This window comes from Acidocella aromatica (assembly GCF_014201825.1).
GTDB classification, from domain to species: domain Bacteria; phylum Pseudomonadota; class Alphaproteobacteria; order Acetobacterales; family Acetobacteraceae; genus Acidocella; species Acidocella aromatica.
Genome location: NZ_JACHFJ010000004.1, coordinates 61,316 through 83,843, shown reverse-complemented (window position 1 = coordinate 83,843; position 22,528 = coordinate 61,316). Strand labels below are relative to the sequence as shown.

Annotated in this window: 21 protein-coding genes; 4 read left to right on the top strand and 17 right to left on the bottom strand. The window is 64.6% G+C overall.

The window, feature by feature from the left end:
- The first annotated feature begins 34 nt into the window (after window positions 1-34).
- Window positions 35-1,720, top strand: a complete 1,686-nt coding sequence (locus tag HNP71_RS06620; protein WP_221246665.1) for a sigma-54-dependent Fis family transcriptional regulator — start codon at window positions 35-37, stop codon at window positions 1,718-1,720.
- Between the two features lie 30 nt (window positions 1,721-1,750).
- On the opposite strand, the gene HNP71_RS06615 is transcribed toward HNP71_RS06620, so the two are convergent.
- Both HNP71_RS06615 and HNP71_RS06610 read right to left on the bottom strand, forming a co-directional pair.
- Entirely contained in the window at window positions 1,751-2,797 is a 1,047-nt protein-coding gene (locus tag HNP71_RS06615) for an aromatic ring-hydroxylating dioxygenase subunit alpha (protein ID WP_183266099.1), read from the bottom strand.
- A 75-nt stretch (window positions 2,798-2,872) separates the two neighbouring features.
- The gene (locus HNP71_RS06610; RefSeq protein ID WP_246344108.1) at window positions 2,873-3,799 is read right to left on the bottom strand and encodes a PDR/VanB family oxidoreductase; all 927 of its coding nucleotides are present in this window, start codon (window positions 3,797-3,799) and stop codon (window positions 2,873-2,875) included.
- A 130-nt stretch (window positions 3,800-3,929) separates the two neighbouring features.
- On the opposite strand from HNP71_RS06610, the gene HNP71_RS06605 reads away from it, so the two are divergent.
- The 3 genes from HNP71_RS06605 to HNP71_RS06595 are packed head-to-tail and all read left to right on the top strand — an operon-like array spanning window position 3,930 to window position 5,695.
- Window positions 3,930-4,115, top strand: coding sequence for a hypothetical protein (locus HNP71_RS06605; protein WP_183266097.1), 186 nt, complete (start codon window positions 3,930-3,932; stop codon window positions 4,113-4,115).
- Window positions 4,116-4,165: 50 nt separating this feature from the next.
- Window positions 4,166-4,462, top strand: a complete 297-nt coding sequence (locus HNP71_RS06600; protein ID WP_221246664.1) for a 2Fe-2S iron-sulfur cluster-binding protein — start codon at window positions 4,166-4,168, stop codon at window positions 4,460-4,462.
- A gap of 3 nt (window positions 4,463-4,465) precedes the next feature.
- A complete protein-coding gene (locus tag HNP71_RS06595; RefSeq protein ID WP_183266095.1) occupies window positions 4,466-5,695 on the top strand; it encodes an NAD(P)/FAD-dependent oxidoreductase in 1,230 nt (409 codons plus the stop codon).
- Here HNP71_RS06595 and HNP71_RS06590 read toward each other — a convergent pair.
- From HNP71_RS06590 to HNP71_RS06520, 15 genes are all read right to left on the bottom strand, one after another.
- Window positions 5,692-7,101, bottom strand: coding sequence for a sigma 54-interacting transcriptional regulator (locus HNP71_RS06590; RefSeq protein WP_183266094.1), 1,410 nt, complete (start codon window positions 7,099-7,101; stop codon window positions 5,692-5,694). The genes HNP71_RS06595 and HNP71_RS06590 overlap by 4 nt on opposite strands.
- Window positions 7,098-7,928, bottom strand: coding sequence for a PAS domain-containing protein (locus HNP71_RS06585; RefSeq protein ID WP_183266093.1), 831 nt, complete (start codon window positions 7,926-7,928; stop codon window positions 7,098-7,100). The genes HNP71_RS06590 and HNP71_RS06585 overlap by 4 nt, the downstream gene beginning before the upstream one ends.
- Before the next feature lie 12 nt (window positions 7,929-7,940).
- Entirely contained in the window at window positions 7,941-8,705 is a 765-nt protein-coding gene (locus HNP71_RS06580; RefSeq protein ID WP_183266092.1) for a type 1 glutamine amidotransferase, read from the bottom strand.
- Complete coding sequence (locus HNP71_RS06575) at window positions 8,702-9,907, bottom strand: cytochrome P450 (RefSeq protein ID WP_183266091.1); 1,206 nt, start codon at window positions 9,905-9,907, stop codon at window positions 8,702-8,704. The genes HNP71_RS06580 and HNP71_RS06575 overlap by 4 nt, the downstream gene beginning before the upstream one ends.
- Before the next feature lie 61 nt (window positions 9,908-9,968).
- The gene (locus HNP71_RS06570; RefSeq protein WP_183266090.1) at window positions 9,969-11,459 is read right to left on the bottom strand and encodes a glutamine synthetase family protein; all 1,491 of its coding nucleotides are present in this window, start codon (window positions 11,457-11,459) and stop codon (window positions 9,969-9,971) included.
- A 19-nt stretch (window positions 11,460-11,478) separates the two neighbouring features.
- Window positions 11,479-12,807, bottom strand: a complete 1,329-nt coding sequence (locus tag HNP71_RS06565; protein ID WP_183266089.1) for a type I glutamate--ammonia ligase — start codon at window positions 12,805-12,807, stop codon at window positions 11,479-11,481.
- 30 nt (window positions 12,808-12,837) lie between these two features.
- Window positions 12,838-14,334 carry an APC family permease gene (locus tag HNP71_RS06560; RefSeq protein WP_183266088.1) on the bottom strand — a complete coding sequence of 499 codons (1,497 nt, stop codon included), beginning with the start codon at window positions 14,332-14,334 and terminating at the stop codon, window positions 12,838-12,840.
- Between the two features lie 297 nt (window positions 14,335-14,631).
- On the bottom strand, window positions 14,632-16,140 hold the full coding sequence (locus tag HNP71_RS06555; protein ID WP_183266087.1) for a succinate CoA transferase: 1,509 nt from the start codon (window positions 16,138-16,140) through the stop codon (window positions 14,632-14,634).
- A 273-nt stretch (window positions 16,141-16,413) separates the two neighbouring features.
- Complete coding sequence (locus tag HNP71_RS06550; RefSeq protein ID WP_183266086.1) at window positions 16,414-17,130, bottom strand: BON domain-containing protein; 717 nt, start codon at window positions 17,128-17,130, stop codon at window positions 16,414-16,416.
- A complete protein-coding gene (locus HNP71_RS06545) occupies window positions 17,127-17,678 on the bottom strand; it encodes an HPF/RaiA family ribosome-associated protein (RefSeq protein WP_183266085.1) in 552 nt (183 codons plus the stop codon). The genes HNP71_RS06550 and HNP71_RS06545 overlap by 4 nt, the downstream gene beginning before the upstream one ends.
- A 76-nt stretch (window positions 17,679-17,754) precedes the next feature.
- Complete coding sequence (locus HNP71_RS06540; protein ID WP_183266084.1) at window positions 17,755-18,717, bottom strand: ribose-phosphate diphosphokinase; 963 nt, start codon at window positions 18,715-18,717, stop codon at window positions 17,755-17,757.
- On the bottom strand, window positions 18,714-19,364 hold the full coding sequence (locus HNP71_RS06535) for a phosphoribosyltransferase (RefSeq protein ID WP_183266083.1): 651 nt from the start codon (window positions 19,362-19,364) through the stop codon (window positions 18,714-18,716). Before HNP71_RS06535 ends, HNP71_RS06540 begins: the two co-directional genes overlap by 4 nt.
- Window position 19,365: 1 nt before the next feature.
- Window positions 19,366-20,016: a dienelactone hydrolase family protein gene (locus HNP71_RS06530; protein ID WP_183266082.1), complete on the bottom strand. Its 651-nt coding sequence runs from the start codon at window positions 20,014-20,016 to the stop codon at window positions 19,366-19,368.
- 7 nt (window positions 20,017-20,023) lie between these two features.
- Entirely contained in the window at window positions 20,024-21,097 is a 1,074-nt protein-coding gene (locus HNP71_RS06525) for a phosphotransferase (protein ID WP_183266081.1), read from the bottom strand.
- Window positions 21,094-22,428 carry a nicotinate phosphoribosyltransferase gene (locus tag HNP71_RS06520; protein WP_183266080.1) on the bottom strand — a complete coding sequence of 445 codons (1,335 nt, stop codon included), beginning with the start codon at window positions 22,426-22,428 and terminating at the stop codon, window positions 21,094-21,096. The genes HNP71_RS06525 and HNP71_RS06520 overlap by 4 nt, the downstream gene beginning before the upstream one ends.
- Between the last annotated feature and the right edge of the window lie 100 nt (window positions 22,429-22,528).

The window sequence follows — 22,528 nt, the reverse complement described above, 5'->3', positions numbered from 1 at the left end:
AACGCTACCGATGTCATCCGCATCCAGGCGGCCGATGACTCTCATTGCCGAGTCAACCGACGACCGCGTACTTGCCGGCCACCTGCATTTCTCGCCCGATACCGGGCACATCCAACTCTTCGACCAAAGAATGCTGCTGATGCACGGCTTTTCGGTCGCGGCGCTGCGACATGAGATTGTCGAACGCCTGGGGCAGGAAAAGGCCCGGGAGATCTTCACCCGCCTGGGCTACCAGCAGGGCATGGCCGATGCGCTGCACCTGCGTGCGCATGAGGGCGAAGAGCTGAGCCGCGTGCTGGCGCTCGGGCCGCGCCTGCGCGAGATCGAAGGTTTTGTACGCAACCAGGCCATCGACCGCATGCAGTTCAACGCCCGCACCGGCGAGTTCTGGGGTGATTATTACTGGCAGGCCTCGTGGGAGGCCGAGGCGCACCTGGCGCATTTTGGCGTGTGCGGCGAGCCCGCCTGCTGGATGATGGTCGGCTATGCCTGCGGCTTCACCACCTCGCTCATGGGACGGCCGATTTTATGGCGCGAGACGGAATGCGTGGCCATGGGCCATGCGCGCTGCCGGGTGGTGGGACGGCCGCTGGAGGAATGGGAAGACGCCGCGGCGGATCTCCGTTTCATGCAGATCGAGGATTTCGTGTCGCCGCCACGCCCGGTACGCACGCATGCAACGATGCCACCACCGGCCCCGCCGCCGGCCAACATACTGCCCGACCTCGTCGGCGCCTCCGCCCCTTTCAACGCCGTGGCGCACAAGATCAAGCGCGTGGCCACCACCAACGCCACGGTGCTGTTCCTGGGCGAAAGCGGCGTGGGCAAGGAGCGCTTCACCACGACGCTGCACGCCATCAGCCGCCGCGCGGGCGGGCCGCTCGTGTCGCTCAACTGCGCCGCCATCCCGGCGGAGCTGGTCGAGGCCGAGCTGTTCGGCGTGGAGAAGGGGGCGTACACCGGCGCCACCGCCGCGCGGCCCGGCAAGTTCGAGCGCGCCGAGGGCGGCACCATCTTCCTCGATGAAGTCAGCAGCCTGCCACTTTCCGCCCAGGGCAAGCTGCTGCGCGTGTTGCAGGAGCGCGAGGTGGAGCGCGTGGGCGATACGCGGGTGCGCCGGGTGGATGTGCGCGTGGTGGCGGCGGCCAACCGCGATCTGCGCGCCGAGGTGGCGGCGGGGCGGTTCCGCGAGGATCTATTCTTCCGCCTGAACGTGTTTCCCATCGAGATCCCGCCTTTGCGCGAGCGCCGCGAGGACATTCCGCTGCTGGTCAACGTGTTCGTCAAACGCACGACCGAGCGCCTGGGCAAGACGATCAGCGGCCTCACCCAGCGCGCCGCGGAGGCGTTATGGGCCTATGACTGGCCCGGCAATGTCCGCGAGTTGGAGAACATGATCGAGCGCGCCGTGATCCTGGCCGACGAGGGCGGCACACTGGACGTGCGGCACCTGTTCTCGGGCGAGGAAGCTTTGGCGCCACGGGTGCTGCATCTGGCCGCGGATGGCCATCTCGACGCCGATACGCCTGCCGCACCGTCCGTACCGGATGATCTCGGCGCGCTGCTAGCTCAGTCCGGCGGATTGGAGAGTTTGGAGACGCAACTCTTCGACTATGCGCTGAAAAGCAGCAACGGCAATATCTCGGCGGCGGCACGGCTGTTGAAGCTGCGGCGCGGGCAGTTGGAATATAGGCTGAAAAAGACCCGGCGCCATGAATGACGCCGGGCAAGTTGTACGCAGAGGAAAGTTTCAGCCCTGTTGTTCGATGAGCTGACGCAGGAGGCGCCGCACCTTCACCGGGGCAATGTCGTTGCTCATCAGCACCGGTGACAATGAGAAGAACTCGCCGCCATCCATCTCCTTCTCCACCGCCTCCAGCAGGGGCAGATCCTCGTTGGCGAAAGCGCCGTGCATGGCTTCGATCTTGATCTTGTTGAAGGCTTCATCCTCGACCAGATGATTGCGCCGCGTGGCGAACCAGTAATGCGTGGTGGTCTCGGTCTCGGGGGTGACGGTGTGCAAATCGTACTGGCCGATGCAGTTCGCGAGGTCGAGCGCGCCGTTATTCTGGGTCGCCCCCACCGAGAGCTGGATATTGGCGGGCGGCGCCCAGGTGATGTCGAAGAAATGCCGGGCCTCGTCCTCGGGCTTGGGCAGGAACTGGTTGAAGATCAGCAAAGCCGGGGTCTGCTCCCACTCCCACCGGGCGGAGAGGGTGGTGTCGCTCTCACGCAGCGCGGGGGTGATGGGCGAGAGCTTGCCGCGCGTGGTGATGATCTCGCCGTGCAGATGGTCGATATGGCTGAGATCCATCACGTTATCCACGATCAGTTCGTAATTCGCGGCGGTGTGCATGTAGGTGTAGCCCACGGCGTTCTCATGGCCAGTGACCAGCGGCGAGTAGTCGGGCAGCAGGCTCTCATCCGCCTCGGCGTCGCTCAGCCAGATCCAGACAAAACCGTAGCGCTCCAGCAGCGGGTAGGTGCGTACCTTGGCGGCCTTGGGGATGAGCTTGTTGCCGTGCGGGTTATGCGTGCAGGCGCCTGAGCCGTTGAAGCGCAGGCCATGATAAGGGCACACCACCTCGTCGCCATCGCGCTTGCCCAGATGCAGCGGCACGAAGCGGTGCGGGCAGCGATCCTGCATCGCCACCGCCTCGCCGTTCTCGGTGCGGTACATCAGCACGTTCCGGTTCAGCAGCGTGCGCGCGAGGAGATCGGTGCCGTTGAGGTCGGTGGAGAGCGCGGCGACGTACCAGGCGTTCTCCAGGAAGATACCAGGGGATTTTTGCAGCATTCTTGGGTCCTCATGTTTTTGTTGAACGGCGCTTGATGGGGATCATGGCGGCCGCGCCTTCAGCCGCCACGAAACTCAGAGGTCGAGCACCAGCTCTTGCGTGCGGGCGCGTGAGACGCAGGGGGTGAAGCAGTTGTTGCGGGCACGCTCGGCCTTGGTGAGAAAGCTGTCGCGGTGTTCGGGCTCGCCCTCCAGCACGCGGGTGACGCAGGTGCCGCAAATGCCCTGCTCGCAGGAGACGGGCAGATCGACCCCAACCGCCAGCAGCGCATCCAGAGCCGATTGCTCCGCCCTCACCGGCACGACGATGCCGCGCTTGGTCAGGCGTAGATTGAACTCACCGCCGGGAGCTGCAGGAGTTGCAGCGAAGGATTCCGAATGCAGCCGATCTTCCGCCCAGCCTGCGGCGCGGGCAGTGGCGTAGATATGCGCGATGAACCCCGCCGGGCCGCAGACATATATATGCGTGCCGGGCGAAGCGGCGGCCAGCACGGCGGCGGCGTCGAGTTTCTGGCTGGCGGGACCATCATCCGTGTGGAACCACATAGCGCCGCCGAACGGGCCGGCGCGTAGTTCGTCGCGGAAGGCGGCGGCGGATTTGGTGCGAGTGCAGTAATGCAGGGCGAACGCTCTGCCCAGCCGGTGCAGCGTATGGGCCATGGCAAGCAGCGGCGTCACCCCGATACCGCCCGCGAACAGCAGCGCCCCGCCCTCGGGCGCCAGCGGGAACAAATTGCGAGGCTCGCCGATGTTCAGCGCCGTCCCTTCGCGTATATCCGCATGCGCGCTGAGCGAACCACCCCGGCTGTTGGGATCGCGCAGAATGGCGATCTCGTAGCGATGCGTCTCGACCGGGTCGTTCAGCAGCGAGTACTGCCGCATCAGGCCGTTGGGCAGCATCACGTCAATATGAGCGCCGGCACTGAAGGCAGGCAGCGTGGCGCCAGCGGCGGAGCGCAATTCAAGCGCGATGATGTTGTCGGCAACCACACGGCGCCGCATGACTTGAACTGTAAGCACCTGTTTCTCCCCAATTCTGGTTTTGTTGAGGGACGGGTTCGCAAAGCCCATGCCAAACCAAAAGCGCCGATTTTGCCCTCTGCTGAGCTCAAATTTCGTCAATTGCGGAAAAATGCGCGGCAAGCTTGGAGAATTTCCCGGATATGAGCAAATGGTAGAAGATGGACGCCCGGCACGGACAAACCCCAAACAAAATCGCAGCGGCATAGGCAAATTTGCACCACACAAAACACCAATCGCCGCGCTTCTTCTTGCTTTCCTCTCCGGCACAATTCTTGCTGTTTACTTTGGCAAGTAATTATCGCTGAACTCAGAATGAGGAGGAATTGTGTCTTGGTGGATTTAGTCGTGATCGATCGCACGGGCGCAGAACATAAATTTGCCGCCGCGCCGGGGATGTCCCTCATGGAGACAATCCGCGACCAGGGCATTTACGACATCAAGGCCCTGTGCGGGGGAAGCTGTTCATGCGCCACCTGCCATGTGTACGTGGACAGCGAAGCCCCGCTCTCGGCCATGAGCGAGGATGAAGACGACCTGCTCGACGGCACCTCGGAACGCCAGAAGAATTCGCGCCTCGCCTGCCAAGTCATCCTGGCCGAGGGCATGGCGCCGCTGCATGTGATCATCGCACCCGAGGATTGAGCCTTGTCCGCATCAGATGTCCTGATCGTCGGGGGCGGCCAGGCGGGTGCCACCGCCGCCATCACCCTGCGCCAACTCGGCTTTACGGGCAGCGTGGTCATTCTAGAGGCCACGGCTGAATTGCCCTATGAGCGGCCGCCACTCTCGAAAGACTACATGCTCGGGCAGCGCACATTCGAGACCTGCCTGATCCGTCCCGCCCGCTTCTGGGCCGAGCAGAAAATCGACATCCTCACCAACGCCGCCGTGACGGCGATTGATCCCACGCGCCAACAGGTGACGCTGGCCAATGGCCGCAATTTCGGCTTCGGCAAGCTGCTCTGGGCCACGGGCGGCACGCCCCGGCGCCTCACCTGCCCCGGCGCGGACCTCGCCAGCGTGTTCACGCTGCACGACAAGAAAGATGCCGACGCGATCGCCGCCAAACTCGACGTCCCCCGCCGCGCGGTCGTCATTGGCGGCGGGTATATCGGGCTGGAGATGGCGGCAGTGCTGCGCAAGCGTGGGCATCATGTCACCGTGCTGGAGGCGCAGGAGCGCGTGCTGGCGCGCGTCGCCGGGGAGGCGCTCTCGCGCTTCATCGAGGCCGAGCATCGCGCGCATGGGGTGGAGATCCGCCTTGGCGCCCAGCTGCGCGAATTTCGTGGCGCGAACGGCGCCGTTACCAGCGTCGTGCTGGTCAATGGCGAGGAACTTCCCGCCGATTTCGTGATCACGGGCATCGGCATCGTGCCGGTGGTGGCGCCGCTGCTGGCGGCGGGGGCGGCCGGGGGTAACGGGGTGGAGGTGGACGAATTCTGCGCCACCAGCCTGCCCGGCATCTACGCGGCGGGCGATGGCGCGCGCCACCATAACCGCTTTGCCCAGGGCGAGTGGGTACGGCTTGAATCGGTACAGAACGCGACAGACCAGGCGATCACCGCTGCTCATGCCATCGCTGGCCAGGCCAAGCCTTATGAGGCTCTGCCCTGGTTCTGGTCCAACCAGTATGATCTGCGCCTGCAAAGCGCCGGTCTGAACATGGGGCACGACACGGCGTTGTTGCGCGGCGATCAGGCTGCCCGCAGCTTTGCCATCCTGTATCTGCGGGAGGGACGGCTCATCGCGCTGGACTGCGTGAACCGCACCAAGGACTATGCCGCCGGAAAAGCCCTGGTGTCGAGCGGTGCGCGGTTGGATGCCAGCCGCGCCGCCGATGGGAACATCCCGCTGAAGGAAACACTGGCCGGCTAACCGGCCAGCCCTTGCCCCGGGAGGCGGCGTAGCTTGCGGATCAGCGTGGCGTTGTCGATCCCCAGATGCTGCGCGGCCTCGCGCTTCGAGCCGTATCTGGCGATGGCGTCGCGCAGCACCTGATCCTCAAAGACAGCGGTCATCTCCTTTAGCGTCGTGCCCTCGGCCTGCAAAAATGGCACGGCCGGGGGCGCGCCAGCCACGCTCAGCACCGTTTCCAGATGCTTCGGCATCGCCACCTCATCCGCGACAATGTCGAGATAGTCGATAATGCCGGAGAGTTCCCGCACATTGCCAGGCAGATGCGCGGCCAGCAGCGCCGCCCGGCAGTCGGGGGCCAGACGCAGCTGCGGCTGCCGCCCAACATTCACCTTTGCCAGCAGCGCATCGAGCAGTGCCTCCTTGTCTGGCCTGTCGCGCAGCGAGGGCACGAGCATGGGAAAGGTGGCGATGCGGTAGAACAAATCCTCACGGAACCGTCCCTGCGCGATCATCTCGCGCAGGTCGCGGTTGGTGGCGGTGATCACAGTGGTCTCGATGCGTTTGGAAACCGGCGAACCGACCGGCTGGATCGTGCTGTCCTCAAGAAACTTTAGCAGCTTGGCCTGTGAGGAAAGCGGGATCTCGCCCACCTCGTCGAGGAACAGCGTGCCGCCGCGCGCGGCCTCGACAAAACCGCGCTTACCCGCCTGCAACGCACCGGTAAAGGCCCCGCGCTCATAGCCGAACATTTCAGACTCGAACAATGTTTCCGGGATGCTGCCGCAGTTCACATGCACGAACGGCGCTTCCTTACCCGCCGCCAGATCGTGGACATGCCGGGCTATCACCGTCTTGCCGACGCCAGACTCGCCAAGCAGGAGAATCCGCACCCCGCGCCGATACGCCCTGGTGGCGCGTTGCACCTGCTCCTTCAGCCCTGGCGGCAGGGCCAGTTCGGGAGCATCGGCGCGGGGGGCCGCGCGGGAGGCGCGGCGCGGCAAGACCGGGGTTTCACCGGGACGGACAATGTAGAGCCGGTATCCGCGAGCCAGCTCACCGCTGGCCAGAACGCGGCGCTGCACCGGCAGAAACCGGCCATCGGCGGTGGAGACCAGCCGGGCCAAGCCATCGGTGCGCCCTTCATCCTCGGGGTTTTCCTCCAGCCGGAACCCGGCGCGGCGGAGGAAATTGGCCAGCGGCAGGCGCTCGGCGCTGGCGGCGGGAATACCGGAGAGCTGCGCCATCGCCGCGTTCAGGAACAGGATGTTCTCGTCCGAATCCACGGCCAGCAGCGGGTCCGGCAGCGCCGCGGCGACAATGCGAAAGGCGGGCAGCGCGAACAAGGCGGCCAGCGTCTCGTCGGACACCGCCTCCTGCCCCCTGATCCCGAGCCGGAAGGGGCTGATTTCGGTGGGGCGGATCATGTCGTCTGCGCGGGCGGGCGGACCAGGCGGCAATTCCCCCAGATGCGGTACAGAAAAGTCTCGCGGATCTCAGCCCGCACATCGTTCTCGAGATTCACCGTGGTGCCGTCATGGCGGCGGTCCGAGGAAATACCAGCATCAATGTGGTAATTGGCATCGATGATCTGACCGACGAACGCCTCGTTCTCCGGCGTGCGCGGCCAGTAGAGCCGGACGTCGAAAGAGCGGAACTCTCCGGCATTCGGCAACTGGTAGAGAGCCATCATGGCCGGGTTGGCCACGCGCCAGATCGAGCGGTTGGCGAAGATTTGGTCCACCACCTCCTCACGCGCGCGGTTGATATCGACCGGTTCGAGAAACTCGATGCACCAATGCGCCTCGCTGGCATCGGCAATGATACGGCGGAACAGCTCGTTATCGGCCTGGAGGTCGTCGTACGCCCGGCCGACATGGCCGAGATTGAGCTTGATGAGCCGGAAACAGGGCTGCCCGGCGCGCAGGATCTTGCGGCAGCGGGCCAATGTGCGCACACGCCGCCCGCCCTGGCCGGCGAGGTCCAGCTCCAGCGTGGTCACGAAACCGTCGGGCAGGGTACGTCCGAACAGTTCGCGCAACGCCTCGGCCGAACCCGGCGCGTAGCAGGCCTCGATATTCAGCCCGGCCATGTCAGCCGGGGACAAGCCCAGGCACTCGGCCTGCGTGCTATTCACCCATATGATTTGGCCAGTCGCGTCAACGACATCCACCAGCAGATCGCTGATGAAATCGTCCCAGTTGCCGCCATCGTCAGGCTGGTTCGTCAGCCCGCCATCCTGCCGTGCCGTCAAGGTGCCACCTCGTCATCCATGCTGCAGTATTGCGCGAGGCGCTGCGCTTTCGCAACGCGCCGTCAAGGCGTGGCGGAGGAAGTTCTCCACCATGCCCTGGCAATCGGGAATGAAGCTGTAGCAGCGGGACTGTTCGGGGTCGAGCTCGGCCCAACATGTCGCCATGCGGTCGCAAGTCGTCTCCGGGTGGAACTGCACCGAAACCCAGTTGCCGCCATGGTCCAGCGCCGCGTGCGGCAGGCCGGGGCGTGTGGCCAAAGTGACGGCGCCGGGCGGGGCAATGTCCACATGGTCGAAATTGCCGAAGAAGAACTGGGAGTCATCGGTAAAGCCCCGGAACAGAAAATGGCTGCGCCCGGCCTCGGTGCGGGTGACGGGCAGGCTGCCCACGACCGGCCCCTCGGGCCGTTTGCCGACATGGCCGCCAAGCACGACTGACATCTGTTGATGCCCGCCGCAAATGCCCATCAGGGGCTTGCCTGTGCGCCGCCAGGCGGTGAGCCATTTCTGGATCTCGCGCTGCCAGGGGTAGTCGTCATGCACCGAGGCAAAGCTGCCGCCAAGCACGGCCACATCGTAATCGAGCGAGATGTCCTCGCCCTCATGCGCGGAGACGCCGACATACTCGAACTCGTCGGCCAGCCCTGAGGAGTCCAGCAGGGCCTTGAAGCCGATGGTCTCGTCATCGCCGCCCAGCACGCGCACCCATTTGGATTTGTCGTAAGAGCCAGGATGCGCGAACTGCGCGATATAGGCGAGGCGCGGCTTGGCGGTCATACCACGCCTCCACGACGCTGGAACGTGATGGGCAGCGAGAGCGGGCCGGTATTGCCGCTATCGGGCAGCCATTGGCCAGGCCCGTCATTGGCCAGGGCGGTCACGCGCGCGGGCCAAACGCGCAGCACCACCGCCATGTCGGACCGGGCCACGGCATGGCCCAGGCAGTGATGCCCGCCCATGCCGAAGCCGAAATGCAGCGGGCGGCGGGCGGCAATGTCGAAGCCCGGGTTCTCCACCGCGCGCGGATCGGAACCAGCGGATTCCGAGAACAGATGCACCGTGGTGCCAGCTTTGATGGGGAGCCCCTGGAACTCAAAATCCTCCACCGCCTCGCGGGTGACCCAGGTGACGGTGGGGCGCACGCGCATCACCTCTTCCACGGCCTGGGCGGAAAGCTCCGGCTGCTTCGCCAACAGCTCCCACTGGTCCGGGTGGTCGATGAACGTCTGCACGCCAAGGCCGAGCTGGTTGCGGGTGGTGTCGATGCCGCCGAAGATCGCCAGCACGATGATGTCCAGCAATTCGGCATCGCTCAGCGCGCCATCATTGTCGGAAGCCTGGACGAGCTGGGTGAGGAAGTCCTCGCCGGGATTGGTGCGGCGCTCGCGGATCAGCCCGCGCGAATAGTCGAACAAAGCTTCCGTCGCGGCGTCCACGATCTTCTGGTCGCGCTTGTAGTTCACGCCCAGCGCCATGCCCATTTGCGTCGCCCAATCGGCGATCATGCGCCAATCGGCCTCGCGGGTGCCGAGCAGCATGCAGATCACGCGGGTGGCGTAGGGCTCGGAGAAATCGCCCATGAACTCGCAACGGCCTTCGTCGATGAAGCCGTCGAGCAGTTCGTTGGCCAGCGCATCGAAACGCGGAGTAAGGTTCTTGAGCAGCTTGGGCGTGAAGGCGGCGCTGATGAGCTTGCGCAGGCGGGAATGATCGGCGCCCTCCTTGTTGAGCAGGATATTGTCCCACCAGAGCTTGAAGGCGCCGTCGGTCACCCCGTTATGCGCGGGCCAGGCGTAGCTGCCCTGGCGCAGATGCGGGTCCTTGATCAGCGCGTTCACCTCGGCATAGCGAAGAATCGCGAGGCCATAGGGCGTACGGGCGTACCAGTTGCGCTCGCGCGCATCGCGCACCGCCTGCGAGCGGATGGAAAAAGCCGGGTCGGCAACATTCAGGAAATCGGCGTCCAATGTGACACTCATCTGTCCGTCCTTTCTGCACGGGCCGGGGCAGCCAAAGCCGCCCCGGATGGAAGGTGAAATATTACGGGATCATTTCCAGGTAGCGGTTGAAGTCCCACTCGGTGACGGTGGAGATGAAGCGCTCCCATTCGTCGCGCTTCAGCTCGAAGAACACGCGCGACATGTCGCCCGGCAAGGCGCTCATCACCACCTCGTCTTCCTCCAACGCGTTCAGCGCCGCGCCGAGATCCGTCGGCAGGCGCTTCACCTGCTTGCCGGCTTCCATCGCCTCGTAGATGTTGCGCTGCTCCGGCTGGCCAGGGTCGCGCCGGTTGGTCAGGCCGTCATCGAAGGTGCGCAGCAGCGCGCCGCCCATCAGGTATGGGTTCACCAGGCTGTCCACGGCGCGGTATTCCACACGGCCGGGGGCGGAAACGCGGATGCCCACGGTGCGGTTCTGCATGCCCCAATCGGCATAGACCGGCGCCCAGTAGCCGAGATCGCTCATGCGGCGGTAAGAGTTCACGGTCGAGGAACCAAGTGCCGTAAGTGCGGGCAGATGCTCGATCATGCCGCCGATGCAGTGCAGGCCGGTTTCGGTCGGCATCCACTCGCCGGTGGGGCGCAGGAACTCATTGGCGCCGCCCTTGCGGTAGCTGAACATCTCGTCCATGCCGGGCAACTCGTCCTCGAACTCCAGCCGGTTCAGCCGCTCCTCGCCGCCCGACCACAGCGACACGTTGTGGTGGCAGCCATTGGCGGAAACACCCATGAACGGCTTGGTCATGAAGGTGGCGATGAGGTTGAACTCACGCGCCACCTGGGCGCAGATCTGCCGATAGGTGATCAGGCGGTCGGCGTTGCGCAGCACATCGTCGTACATGATGTTCAGTTCGAGCTGGCCCGGAGCGTCCTCATGGTCGCCCTGGATCATGTCCAGCCCCATGGCGCGGGCGTAGTCATGCACGCGCATGATGACTGGGGAGAGCTGCTCAAACTGGTCGATGTGATAGGCGTAGGGCTTGGTCACGCCGCCGGCGGCCTTGCCGTCCTCGCCGCGCTTCAGCCACATCATCTCCGGCTCGCAGCCCACGCGCAGTTCCATGCCGTGCTTGGCCTTGAACGCCGCATGGATGCGCCGCAGATTGCCGCGGCAGTCGGAGGTGAGGAACGCACCCGCGTCCACGTCTTCCTCGCGGTGGCGGAATAGCGTGCAGAACACGCGGCCCACGCGCCTGTTCCAGGGGAGCTGCACGAAGGTCTCGGGATCCGGCAGCGCCACCAGCTCGGCGGCATTGGAGGGATAGCCGATATAATTGCCGCGCCGGTCGGCACAGACATCGGCCACCGCGCCGTACCAAAGCTGCACGCCCTTGTTGGCGATAGCCTCCCAATGCGCTGCGGGCACGGCCTTGCCCATCACGCGCCCAGTGGCGGAGACGAACTGGTAATACACATGGTCGATGCCCAGCGCCTTGATCTTGGCCGCCACCTGGCGGACGCGCTCAACGCGCAGAGGGTCGGCGACGAAGGCTTCGAGGTCGGATTTGTAGGTGTGGGTAACAGCATCCATTTTGAAGTTTCCTTTTTTCTTAAGCGGATTCGAAATAACGGGACTTCTCGGCCACGCTCACGGCACGGCGCAGAGCCTCCACCTCATGCAGGCGCGACTGCACGAAGCGGTCGATGAAGGGCTTGCCGAACAGCTCGGCGGCGGTGTCGCTGCCGGCCAGGGCCTGGGTGGCAGCGAAGAGGTCGCGCGGCAGCGGGGTGAGGCCCGGCAGGGCGGATTCATTGCCCGAGGCACGCACCGGCTCGGATGGCGCGATGCGGTTCTCGATGCCCCACAGCCCGGCACCGAGGAAAAAGCCCAGGCCCAGCCAGGGATTCACATCAGCGGCGGGGATTCGGAATTCGAGGCGCGGGGCGGCGAGCGGCTCCGTTACCGCGCGGATGGCCGTGGTGTAGCCGCCCAGGCTCCAGGTGGCGGTGCGCGGCGCCCAGTTGCCCGGCGTCATGCGGCGGTAGGCGTTCACCGTATGCGCGGGCAGCGCCAGCGCCTCGGGCAGCAGCTTCAGTACGCCGCCGACGAAATGCCGCCCTGCTTCGGAAAGCTCGCCCGGCCCGGCGGCGAAGATGTTCTTACCCGACGCATCCAGCACCGAAAGCTGGATATGGCCGGAAAGCCCAGGGGCCGCGGCGTCCGACTGCGCCATGAAGCAGGCGCTCATGCCCTGCTGGCGGAAGAACGCCTTGGTCACGGCCTTGAAGAACACCGCGTCATCGGCGGCGCGCAGCGGGTCGGTATGGCGCAGCGTGGCCTCCAGGCAGCCCTTACCCAGCTCCATGCCCAACCCGGCAGTGGTGATGTCCGCCGCCGCCAGCGTCTCCTCAAGCGCTGCGATCAACGGCGCATTGGCGGCACCCGAGAGCGTGTCCCAGCAGCGGTTATCCACCGCGAACGGGGTCAGTCCCTCGTAGTGCTTGGCGCGCAGGCTGGCGGCGTCCTCCTCGAACACCAGCCACTCGAACTCAAACGCCGCCTGCATGGAAAAGCCGAGTTTGCGGGCCTTCTCGATCTGCCGGATTAGCACGTTGCGCGTGCTGGTCTCGGCGGACGGGCCGGTGAAGTCGGTGACCACCCAGGCCGCGTTGGGCTCGAACGGGTAAGGACGATACGAGGACCCGTCCACCGCCACCGCCTCGCTCTCGAAGGGCGCGTCGCCGAACACGTTGTCGGCGGCGTCCCATTTATGCAGCACGTTGCAGAAGCTGCCGCCGGTACACACGTTGGCCTCGAAAGTTTCGCGGGAGACGCGGCGTTCACGCAGGCCGCCGTCGATATCCGGCAGGACGACGTGGAAACAAGCCGCCCCTCGCGGATCCGGGGGCATGCCCCCGGCCGTCAATTCAGTCGTCATTTAAGTTATCCGTTAGTTAGAGGATCAGGATCAGCCCAGGCGCTTGTGCAGCTTTGCTGCGTCGGCATAGGGTGCGGTTCCGCGCAGATACGGGCGCCCGACCAGCATGTAGAAAATGCCAGCACCGCCGATGATCACGACCGTGAGCGGCATGGACCAGTTCAGGTACCAAGCCTCGGAGGGCGTGCGCGGCCAAGCCATGTTGACGATGGCGGAAACACCATAGGCCAGCGCCACAATATTCACCGGCCAAGCCCAGACCCCCAGGCGGAAATGACCGCTCGGCTGCCAGCCGCGGGCACGGGCGTAAAGCGCCGCCACAACCACCATCTGGAAGGATAGATAGATGCCGATCACCGCGAAGTTCAGCACCGTGGCCAGGGCATCCTGCAGGAAGTAGCCGATCACCACGATCGCCGCCGGCACCAGCCCGGCCACGAACAGCGAGCCCTCGGGCACATGAGCGTTCTTGGCCAGACGGGTGAGGAAGGTGCTGCCGATAATCATCTTGTCACGCGCATAGGCGAACAGCAGGCGGCTGACGGCGGCCTGCAGGCTGAGCACGCAGGAGATGAACGAGACCATCACCACCACGATGACCGCCTTGGCGCCGATCGGCCCGAACGCGGTGGCCAGCACCTCGCCGATCGGGTCGGCGACCTTGCCGGAGATCACGTCGGCCATGTTGGGGATCGACATCATCAGCGCCAGGCAGACGAAGATGGACGCGCCGACACCGACATAAATCGTCATGCGCATCGCCTTGGGAATCTTGACGCCGGGATTGGGCGTCTCTTCCGCCACGTCGCCGCACGCTTCGAAGCCGTAGCAACAGAACAGCCCGACGAGCGCCGCCGCCAGGAAGGCTGGCCAGTAAGAACCGGTGCCCTGAATGTTGAAGGTGTTGAACACCACAGAAAATGGCTGCACCCGGTGAAGGGTGAACAGGTCGATCCCCACCACGATGGCGCCAACAAGTTCGCAGATGAAGCCGAACATCGCCACCTGGGCCAGCAGCTTGGTGCCACGCATGTTGATGGCGGTGGACAGCCCAAGCAGCGCCAGCGCCGCGATAGTGGTGAATACCGGCGTGTTACTCACCCCGAACAGCGTGGCCAGGAACGGCCCCGCCCCAAGGGTCACGGCGGCGATAGTGGTGAACAGCGCCCAACCATAGAGCCAGCCGGCCATCCAGGCCCAGCGGCGCCCAACCAAGCGGCGCGCCCAGGGGTACAGCCCACCCGAGATGGGGAATTGCGAGACGACCTCGCCAAATACCAGCGCCACGAGGAACTGCCCCAGGCCCGCGAGCACATAGGACCAGATCATCGGCGGGCCGCCGGCCTGCAACCCGAAGGCAAAAACAGAATACACGCCGACAACCGGCGAAAGATAAGTGAATCCCAAGGCGAAATTCTGCCACACGGACATGGTGCGGTCGAAATTCGAGCTATACCCAAGCGCTGCCAGTTGCACGTCGTCAGAGGCGACGTGGACGGCATCTGCGTGATGCTCATGCGGTTCCATTAACAACTCCCTTGAACATTAGACACCAAGAATCAGCCACGGCCTGCGCCATGTGATTCGCGTCTCCCCCTCCACGCCGGTTTTATGGGTCCGGTCTTGGCGGGGGTCTTCCCTGCCCATCGCGAGATGGACAGAGAGGGATGAGCAACCACCGTGCCAAAAATAACTTATTGAAATTTATTGGTTTATTTTTGTGCCTGGGAATTTTTTGCAAAATTGCCATGAAATGTCATGCAAATTTGCAGCTCAGTTCAGGGAGGTCAGGCGCGGCACCATCCACCGCGCCTGGGTCGTGGATCAGAAGCGCATCGAGCCGGTTTCGACGAAACGCTGATGCCAGGAGAGCGCCTCGCCCAGCAGATGCGGCGTATCGCCTCCATATTGGCCGCTCTCGGCGCGGTTGAGGTAATCCAGCAGCATCGGCTGGTAGTCGGGGTGGGCGCAGTTAGCGATGATCGCGCGGGCGCGCTGGCGGGCCGAGAGACCGCGCAGATCGGCGAGGCCCTGCTCCGTTACCATGATCTGCACGTCCTGGTTGATGTGGTCGACATGCGAGACCATTGGCACGATGGCGGAGATGCTGCCGGCCTTGGCCATCGATGGCGCCATGAAGATGGAGAGCAGCGCGCTGCGGGCGAAATCGCCCGAGCCGCCGATGCCGTTCTGCACGCGCGAGCCCATGACGCGGGTGGAGTTCACGTTGCCGTAGATATCCGCCTCGATCATGGTGTTCATGGCGATGCAACCCAGGCGGCGCACAACCTCGGGGTTGTTGCTCACCTCCTGCTGGCGCAGCACGATATGCTTGCGCAGGAACTCCATGTCGGCGTTCAGGCGCTTCGCCTCGTCCACGCTCACTGAGAAGGCAGCGCCGGAGACCGCGCGCATCTTGCCCGAGCGCAGCATGGCCAGCATGCCATCCTGGATCACCTCGGTATAGGCGACCAGATTCTCGAAAGGCCCCTCGCTGAAGGCGGCCATCACCGCGTTGGCCACGTTGCCCACGCCCGATTGCAGGGGCGGCAGCGTTTGCGGCAGGCGGCCGCGGGCGGTTTCGTGGCGGAAGAACTCCATGAGATGTCCGGCGATCTGGCGCGCGCCGTCGTCGGTCTCGCGGAAGGAGGCATTGAGGTCGGGCTCATTGGTTAGCACCACGGCACGCACCTTGGCCGGGTCCACCCGCAGCACGGTCTCGCCGATGCGATCATCCACGCGGCGGATGGGCAGTGCGCTACCCGGCAACGTGTCGCCGCCCCAGATGTCGTGCATGCCCTCGATGGCCGCGCTGTGGTGGCTGTTGACCTCGATGATCACGGTCTTGGCCATGTCGAGCCAGGTCTTGTTGTTACCGATCGAGAGGGTGGGTACGATGCCGCCATCCTCGCGGATCGCCGCCGCTTCGATGATCGCCACGTCGATCTCGCCGAAGAACCCGGCGCGCACCCAGGGGGCCACGCGGCTGAGATGGGCGTCGACATAGGCCGTCTCGCCGGCATTGATGCGCCCGCGCAGCTGAGCGTCACCGTTATAGGGCATGCGGAAGCTGATCGCGTTCTCGCGGGCCAGGGCGCCGTCCAGCGCCGGGCTGGAGGACGCGCCGGTGAACAGCCGCACGGAGAAAGGCTCGCCCCGGCCGTGCGCCTCGGCCGCCCGCTGCGCCAGCGCACGCGAGACAGCCTTGGGCGCGCCCGAAGGGGTGAACCCGCCACAGCCCAGGCTCATGCCATCGCTAATCAGCGCGGCGGCATCTTCGGCCCCGCAAATCCGGCTCCGCAAGGCGGTGGATTTAACCCGGTCTTGTTCCATGCTTCGAACTCTCTCACTCTGTTGGGCTGAATGGTGAGCGGCTCAATGCCTGCTCTCGAGAACGACCGCCACGGCTGGCAAGGCACAGCATTTGGTCCGGAAACCGCCAAAATCTAGCCATTCCCGGTTGCGCCCTACCTGCAAGCATAGCCTCCCGCCTTTGCGTCCATAACTCTACAGCGCGGCTTCTGACCTATTTAGGGAAATTTGGCAATCAAACGGAATAAAACAGCCCATGCCCCATGCATCGGGGGCTTTATTCGAGCTTTTTAGTCAACGGATTTCGAGCTGGTTCACGACCTGATCAACGCCGAAGACATACCATGCGTCATCCTCGGCGAGCTTACGCTCCGCCGGGCGCGGCACGCTGCCCGTCAATGTCACAATCCGCCCGCGCGTGTATACATGAATGCTCTCGGCATTGATGAACGGATCTTTTTCCAGCACTTGGAGCACTGCATCCGTCACCGCGGCTTCGCTATCCTGCTCCGGCGGTGTAACGCCTATGCCGTTGATGACATCGCGGCTACCCGGCACCCACCAGGCAAGCACACCGGCGATGCGCTTCTCCCCGGGGCCTGGAACATCGCCATCCAGCGTCACCACACCATCGTCGACACGGATCTCGATCTCACCGTCGGCTTCAGGCGGGGCCTGCACCGTCTCCACATGTCCCTTGCTGCGGACGCGAACAACGCAGGATGCAAGCGCGATTTCCTGCACCAGCGCGTCCCGCACCTGGTTGAGGAGTTCGCCATCTCCCATGGGCGAGGACGGGTGAACATGCAGCTTGTCGATGATCCGGTCCACGCCAGGAATGCGCGCCACCGCTTCCAGCGCCAGCTTCTTGCCGGCGATATGGTCCACCTCACCGGCCATTGTCAGTTCGCCATTGGCAAGGGCTAGATTAATCTGGCCACATGAATGAATCCTCGGCTCACTGTGCAGCGCGGCGCGAACAGCCTCCAACAACTCCCGCCCAGCGCTCATAGCGGAATCACCGTGCTAGCGTGAGGGCCTTTTTCGTTTTCTCCCGCATCCGCCACATAGCGCACCTTATCGCCCACATGCAGGTCGTCGAACTTACCGCCAACGACAGCATTCTTGTGCAGATACAGCTCGTTGCCATCGCTCGTGCGCAGAAAGCCATAGCCTTTGTCACGCACAAGATGCGTGATCTCCCCTATCTCCGGCTCGACATGCGCCTTGATGTCACCCCGCATCTCCCTCACGTAATCCTGCAGCTGGCGCTTCGCTGCATCGAAAGCATCCTTGATCGCGACATGTATGTCCTCATTCGCATGATGCGCGGAAGGCTCGCGTTTTACCACGATCTCGCGCCCCGGCACGACTAGATCGACGCGGATATGATACAAATTCCCCTGGTGATGGCGCTTATGCTCAGGCTCAACCAGAACCTTGCATGCGGTGATTCGGTTGAAGAATGTTTCGAGATGAGCCACATGGCCGCGGATCGAATCTTCGATCCCCATCGGCGTATCCATCCCCCGGAATGCGATTTGAACTTGCTCTTGCATGAGAGCCTCCTGGATGAGGTTGCAAAACTACACCCAAGCCGCCCGAAGCAGCGTTAATTTTTAGTCAACTGCACGCTCAGAACGCGTCGTGACAGGCCATAACAGCTTGTGCGATCGCGCCACTGACATCGACAATCATCGCACGCTGCGCCCCAACATTCGCGGGCAGGCGGAAAGGCGGCACCGTATTGGCAATGGTGATGCCGCTGATCTCCGCCGTACTGAACAACTCCGCCGCGCCGCCAATGAACAAGCCATGCGCCGCCGCGGTGAACACCCGCAACGCCCCGCCCTCCCGGCAGGCCTTCGCCGCGCGCACCAAAGTGTTGCCAGTGCTGATAAGGTCATCAACGATGATCGCCACCTTGCCGCGCACATCACCCGCCAACAGCTCTCCACTGACCACGCCTGAGCTGCGGTATTTCTCCATATAGGCACTGCCGACGCTGTGGTTAGTCAGCCCCTCCAGCGCCAGACGGAACTGCTCGGCGCGCTTGGCGCCACCCGCATCGGGTGACACCGCCACAATCTTCTCATCCCGCAGCAGCGGCGCGAAATGCGCGGCGAAAAGCGGCATCGTGTCGATATGCAGGACCGGGCAGCGGAATGCGTTCTCGAACGCGGCAAGGTTGTGCACCTCCACGGCGATAACGCCATCCACCTGCATCGCCTCGAACAAGGCGGCGACGTAACGTGTGGTGATGGGATCGTTGGGTTTGGTACGCCTGTCCTTGCGGGCGTAGCAGAGATACGGCACCACGGCGGTTACCCGCGCCGCCCCCGCATCGCGCAGCGCACCGCAGAAGAACAGCAAGCGGCAGAGCTTGTCGTTGGCGGTCTCGCGGTCGTCGCCATGCAGGCTGTGCAGCACGAATACATCGTGCCCGCGCACATCCTGCAACGGCCTGGCTTTATGCTCGCCATCCTCGAAATGCCGCTCCTCGTGGAGAGCGGGCGTCACCTCCAGCCGGGCGGCGACGGTTTCCGTCAATTCGCGACTGCCGACCAAGCCGAAAAGGGTGAGCGGGCGTGAACTCATGGTGTGTTTCTCTCCGCCTGTGCCAGCAGGGCGATGACCTCGTCATCCTGGGTCTGACCGAAATTCTGGTAGAACTGCCCAACAGCCGAGAAATGTTCAGGCTCGTGCAGGCATATCGTCTCATCCGCCTCGGCCCGCAACCGCCACAGCGAGTCCGGCGGGGCCACCGGCACCGCCAGCACCAGCCGCGCCGGGTTGCGCCGCCGCACCGCGCGCAGCGCCGCGCGCATAGTGGCGCCTGTGGCGATGCCGTCATCAACGATGATGGCCGTATGCCCGGCGATCTCAACTGGCGCGCGGTTGCCCAGGTAAACGCGGCGGCGGCGCTCAATCTCTTCCAGCGCCTCGGCTTTCGCCTGCGCCACATAGTCTTCCGATATGTTCAGGCTGCGGCGGTTGTCTTCGTCGATCACGAGTTCCGGCTCCCCGCCATCGGCGATAGCGCCGAGCGCGTATTCCTCCTGGAACGGCACGCCGATCTTGCGTACCAGCACCAGATCCAGCGGCGCGGCCAGGGCCTTCGCCACCTCGAACGCCACCGGTACGCCGCCACGCGGCAACGCTAGAACCATAGGTTTTTCATCCTTTAGGTGCAGCAGTCGCTTGGCGAGTTTCTTGCCGGCATCGGCACGGTCGGTAAACAGCATGTCATGCCCCCGGCGGGCTGAGATGCTGCAAGAACCAGTCCCGCGCCAGCTCCACCACCTGCTCCAGAGTGCCCGGCTCCTCGAACAGATGCGTCGCCCCCGGTACCACCGCCACGCGGCGCTCACAGCGCATCTGGCGGGAGGCGGTGCGGTTCAACGCCAGCACGTCGGCATCGTCCCCGCCCACGATCAGCAGCGTCGCGGCTTTCACCGATCCGAGCGCATCACCTGCCAGATCCGGCCGCCCACCACGGCTGACCACGGCCAGCACATCCCGCCGCGCGGCAGCACCCACCAGCGCTGCCGCCGCCCCCGTGCTGGCGCCGAAATAGCCCAGCGGCATCGGCCAGCCTGGTAGATTGGTCTCCAGCCAAGTAGCGGCCTTGTTCAGCCGCGACGCGAGCAGCGAAATATCGAATACGTTGGCGCGGTCCTCAGCTTCCTCATCGGTCAGCAGGTCGAACAGCAGAAAGGCGAGCCCGGCTTTCCGCAGCGCCTCGGCCACGAACATGTTGCGCGGGCTGCCATGGCTGCTGCCACTGCCATGGGCGAAGAGCACGATCCCGCGCGGCGTACCCGCCGGCAGGCCGAGCGCCCCCTCACGCTCGAATGGCGGCAGGCGCACCTGGAGAGTACGGCCAAACTCGGACATGATCCTCTCAGCCCTTGCTTCGGGGAGACTCAAACTCTTTCCGCTGCATTTCTGCATTGATCCGCGTCAAGCCTCGCCAGTGCGGTGCAAGAAAGCTCCGTCCAGCGGCTATGTGCCGCCGCGCCAGCGCCATCTTGCGCGCGGCCTGGGCCGGATCCGCTTGCCGGGTGGCGCTGCCCGCCAGAGCATAGGCGCGGGTTCCGGCACGCAGGGCCAGGAACAAAGGCAGTGCGCGCAGCCCGTCGGTTTCCGGCGCCACATCCAGATACGCATCAAGCGCGGCATTGGCGAGGTCGGCACAGCCATGCACGAGCAAGTCCATCAATAGGAAGGCGAGGTCGTACAACACGTCGATACAGCCGATCTCGTCGCTGAACTCGATGGCGTCGAACGGCGTCGGCACCCCCGCCCACAGGCAGATATTGGCCAGCCGCAAATCGCCATGGCCACGCCGAACCTTGCCCTCGGCCCGTCGCCGGTCGAGCAACTCCGCCACATCCTCCAGCGCCGCGGCGGTGCGGGCGGTGAGCGCGCTGGCATCGGCCCCGTCCAACGCGCTGGCCACGCGGGCCAGTTCGCGCGCATTATCCGCGATCACACGCCGCATCGCGGCACTACCACCGAATTGCGGCGTCCGCTCGGCGCCATTATGCAGCCGCGCGATGGCCCGGCCCAGCGCTTGCATCAACGCGGGCGTCAGCCTGCCATGCTCCAGCAAATGGTCGAACAGCGCGGTTTGCGCGAAGCGGCGCATGGCCACCAGGGGCTCCAGCACCGGGCCGGGGCCGTCAAACACGAGCTTGCCATCCGGGGCACGGCAGATATTGCTGACACCAAGATAGATTGCCGGCGCGGTACGCCGGTTGAGGACCAACTCAACCGCACAGGCGGCTTGGCGCCGCGCCAGCGTGGTGTAGTCGAGCGACGAATAGCGGAGCATGCGTTTCAACTTATAGGCGCGCTCCCCAGCCAGGAACACGATGGAGCAATGGGTCTCGATCTTCTCCACAGTGCCGCCATGCAGCCCGTAGCTTTCCGGGCGGGAAAGAAACCCGATCACCTCGTCCTGGCTGTTCGTCATGCGGCGTTGTCCCGGTCCAGCCGCGCCGCCAGGGCGCGCAAACCAGGACTGATTTCAACCGGCACATCTGCCTTTTCCAGCCGCCGTAACGGCGGGGGCAGTTGGGCCAGAGAGGCGGCAGCGCGGGTACGAGCTTCAGCCAGCCCGGTCAGGCTTGGCACTGGCAGGCCGCCGCGCATCGCGGGTTGCAACAACGGCTCTCCGGCCACCAGCTCGTCGAGCAGGGCCACAGTGTCGCTCAGGATCGTACCATCCGGGGCATAACGCCGATACACCTGCTTGCGCCCGGGCCATGTCGCCTTGCCCTCGCTGCGCTTGCGCCGGGGCGTACCGGCATATTCCTGTAACTTGTAGGCGCAATCCAGCGCTGGAACGTCCGAGGACGTGGTCAGTGCGGTACCAACGCCGAAACCCTCGATCGGCGCGTCAGCGTTGCACAGCGCCTGCACGCTGTATTCATCCAGCCCGCCGCTGGCGAAAATGCGGATGTTGGGCTGCCCGGCATCGTCCAGAATGGCGCGCACGGCGCGGGCATGGGCGGCGAGGTCGCCACTATCCAGCCGTACGGCGCCCACCGTGACGCCCTCCGCCGCCAAGCGTGGGGCCAGGGCCGCGACGATCCGGGCGCCGCGCTCGGTGTTGTAGGTGTCGATCAGCAATGTCAGCACCCTAGGCCGCACCCGGGCGAAGTATTCGAAGGCAGCTGCCTCGTCGTCATGCGCCTGCACGTAGGAATGCGCCATGGTGCCTATGGCGGGGATGCCGAAGTCCCGGCTGGCCTGCAATGTCGCGGTGCCGCCGAACCCGGCAAGGTAGCTGGCCCGTGCCGCCAGCAGCCCGGCCTCGGCCCCATGCGCCCGGCGCAGGCCGAAATCCACCAGTTGCTTGCCGGGCGCAGCCAGCACCACGCGCGCCGCCTTGGTGGCAATCACGGTCTGGAAATGAACCAAGTTGAGCAGCCTGGTTTCCACCAGCTGCGCCTGCGGCAGCGGGGCGATGACGCGCAGCACGGGCTCATCGGCAAACACCACCGTCCCCTCCGGCACGGCATCGACATCACCAGTAAAGCGGAATTCAGCCAGTGATGCCACGAAATCCGGCGCGAACAGGCCGGAGGCGGCGAGCCAGTCCAGCTCCTCCGCCCCAAACCGCAAATTTTGCAGGAACTCCACCGCCTGCTCCAGCCCGGCCGCCAGCAAAAACCCTCGCTCCGGTGGCAGCTTTCGGAAAAACAGCTCGAACACCGCGATCTCCGCCATGCCGTGCGCCCGGTAGGCCTCCAACATCGACAGCTCATACGCATCGGTCAGCAGCAGGCTTTGTTCAATCATTTTGCGCCGCGTTTCAGTTAAAAAGGTCAACGATCTCCCGCCTCAGTCGCGGCCTATTCATATTCCTGACGTGCGGCAGGGGCGTTGATCCGCGTCAATG

Bases quoted from the DNA above. Each gene is read 5' to 3' on its own strand.
- HNP71_RS06620 (WP_221246665.1), top strand. From the start codon at position 35: ATGACTCTCATTGCCGAGTCAACCGACGACCGCGTACTTGCCGGCCAC.
- HNP71_RS06615 (WP_183266099.1), bottom strand. From the start codon at position 2,797: ATGCTGCAAAAATCCCCTGGTATCTTCCTGGAGAACGCCTGGTACGTC.
- HNP71_RS06610 (WP_246344108.1), bottom strand. From the start codon at position 3,799: ATGCGGCGCCGTGTGGTTGCCGACAACATCATCGCGCTTGAATTGCGC.
- HNP71_RS06605 (WP_183266097.1), top strand. From the start codon at position 3,930: ATGCGCGGCAAGCTTGGAGAATTTCCCGGATATGAGCAAATGGTAGAA.
- HNP71_RS06590 (WP_183266094.1), bottom strand. From the start codon at position 7,101: ATGATCCGCCCCACCGAAATCAGCCCCTTCCGGCTCGGGATCAGGGGG.
- HNP71_RS06580 (WP_183266092.1), bottom strand. From the start codon at position 8,705: ATGACCGCCAAGCCGCGCCTCGCCTATATCGCGCAGTTCGCGCATCCT.
- HNP71_RS06575 (WP_183266091.1), bottom strand. From the start codon at position 9,907: ATGAGTGTCACATTGGACGCCGATTTCCTGAATGTTGCCGACCCGGCT.
- HNP71_RS06570 (WP_183266090.1), bottom strand. From the start codon at position 11,459: ATGGATGCTGTTACCCACACCTACAAATCCGACCTCGAAGCCTTCGTC.
- HNP71_RS06565 (WP_183266089.1), bottom strand. From the start codon at position 12,807: ATGACGACTGAATTGACGGCCGGGGGCATGCCCCCGGATCCGCGAGGG.
- HNP71_RS06560 (WP_183266088.1), bottom strand. From the start codon at position 14,334: ATGGAACCGCATGAGCATCACGCAGATGCCGTCCACGTCGCCTCTGAC.
- HNP71_RS06555 (WP_183266087.1), bottom strand. From the start codon at position 16,140: ATGGAACAAGACCGGGTTAAATCCACCGCCTTGCGGAGCCGGATTTGC.
- HNP71_RS06550 (WP_183266086.1), bottom strand. From the start codon at position 17,130: ATGAGCGCTGGGCGGGAGTTGTTGGAGGCTGTTCGCGCCGCGCTGCAC.
- HNP71_RS06545 (WP_183266085.1), bottom strand. From the start codon at position 17,678: ATGCAAGAGCAAGTTCAAATCGCATTCCGGGGGATGGATACGCCGATG.
- HNP71_RS06540 (WP_183266084.1), bottom strand. From the start codon at position 18,717: ATGAGTTCACGCCCGCTCACCCTTTTCGGCTTGGTCGGCAGTCGCGAA.
- HNP71_RS06535 (WP_183266083.1), bottom strand. From the start codon at position 19,364: ATGCTGTTTACCGACCGTGCCGATGCCGGCAAGAAACTCGCCAAGCGA.
- HNP71_RS06530 (WP_183266082.1), bottom strand. From the start codon at position 20,016: ATGTCCGAGTTTGGCCGTACTCTCCAGGTGCGCCTGCCGCCATTCGAG.
- HNP71_RS06525 (WP_183266081.1), bottom strand. From the start codon at position 21,097: ATGACGAACAGCCAGGACGAGGTGATCGGGTTTCTTTCCCGCCCGGAA.
- HNP71_RS06520 (WP_183266080.1), bottom strand. From the start codon at position 22,428: ATGATTGAACAAAGCCTGCTGCTGACCGATGCGTATGAGCTGTCGATG.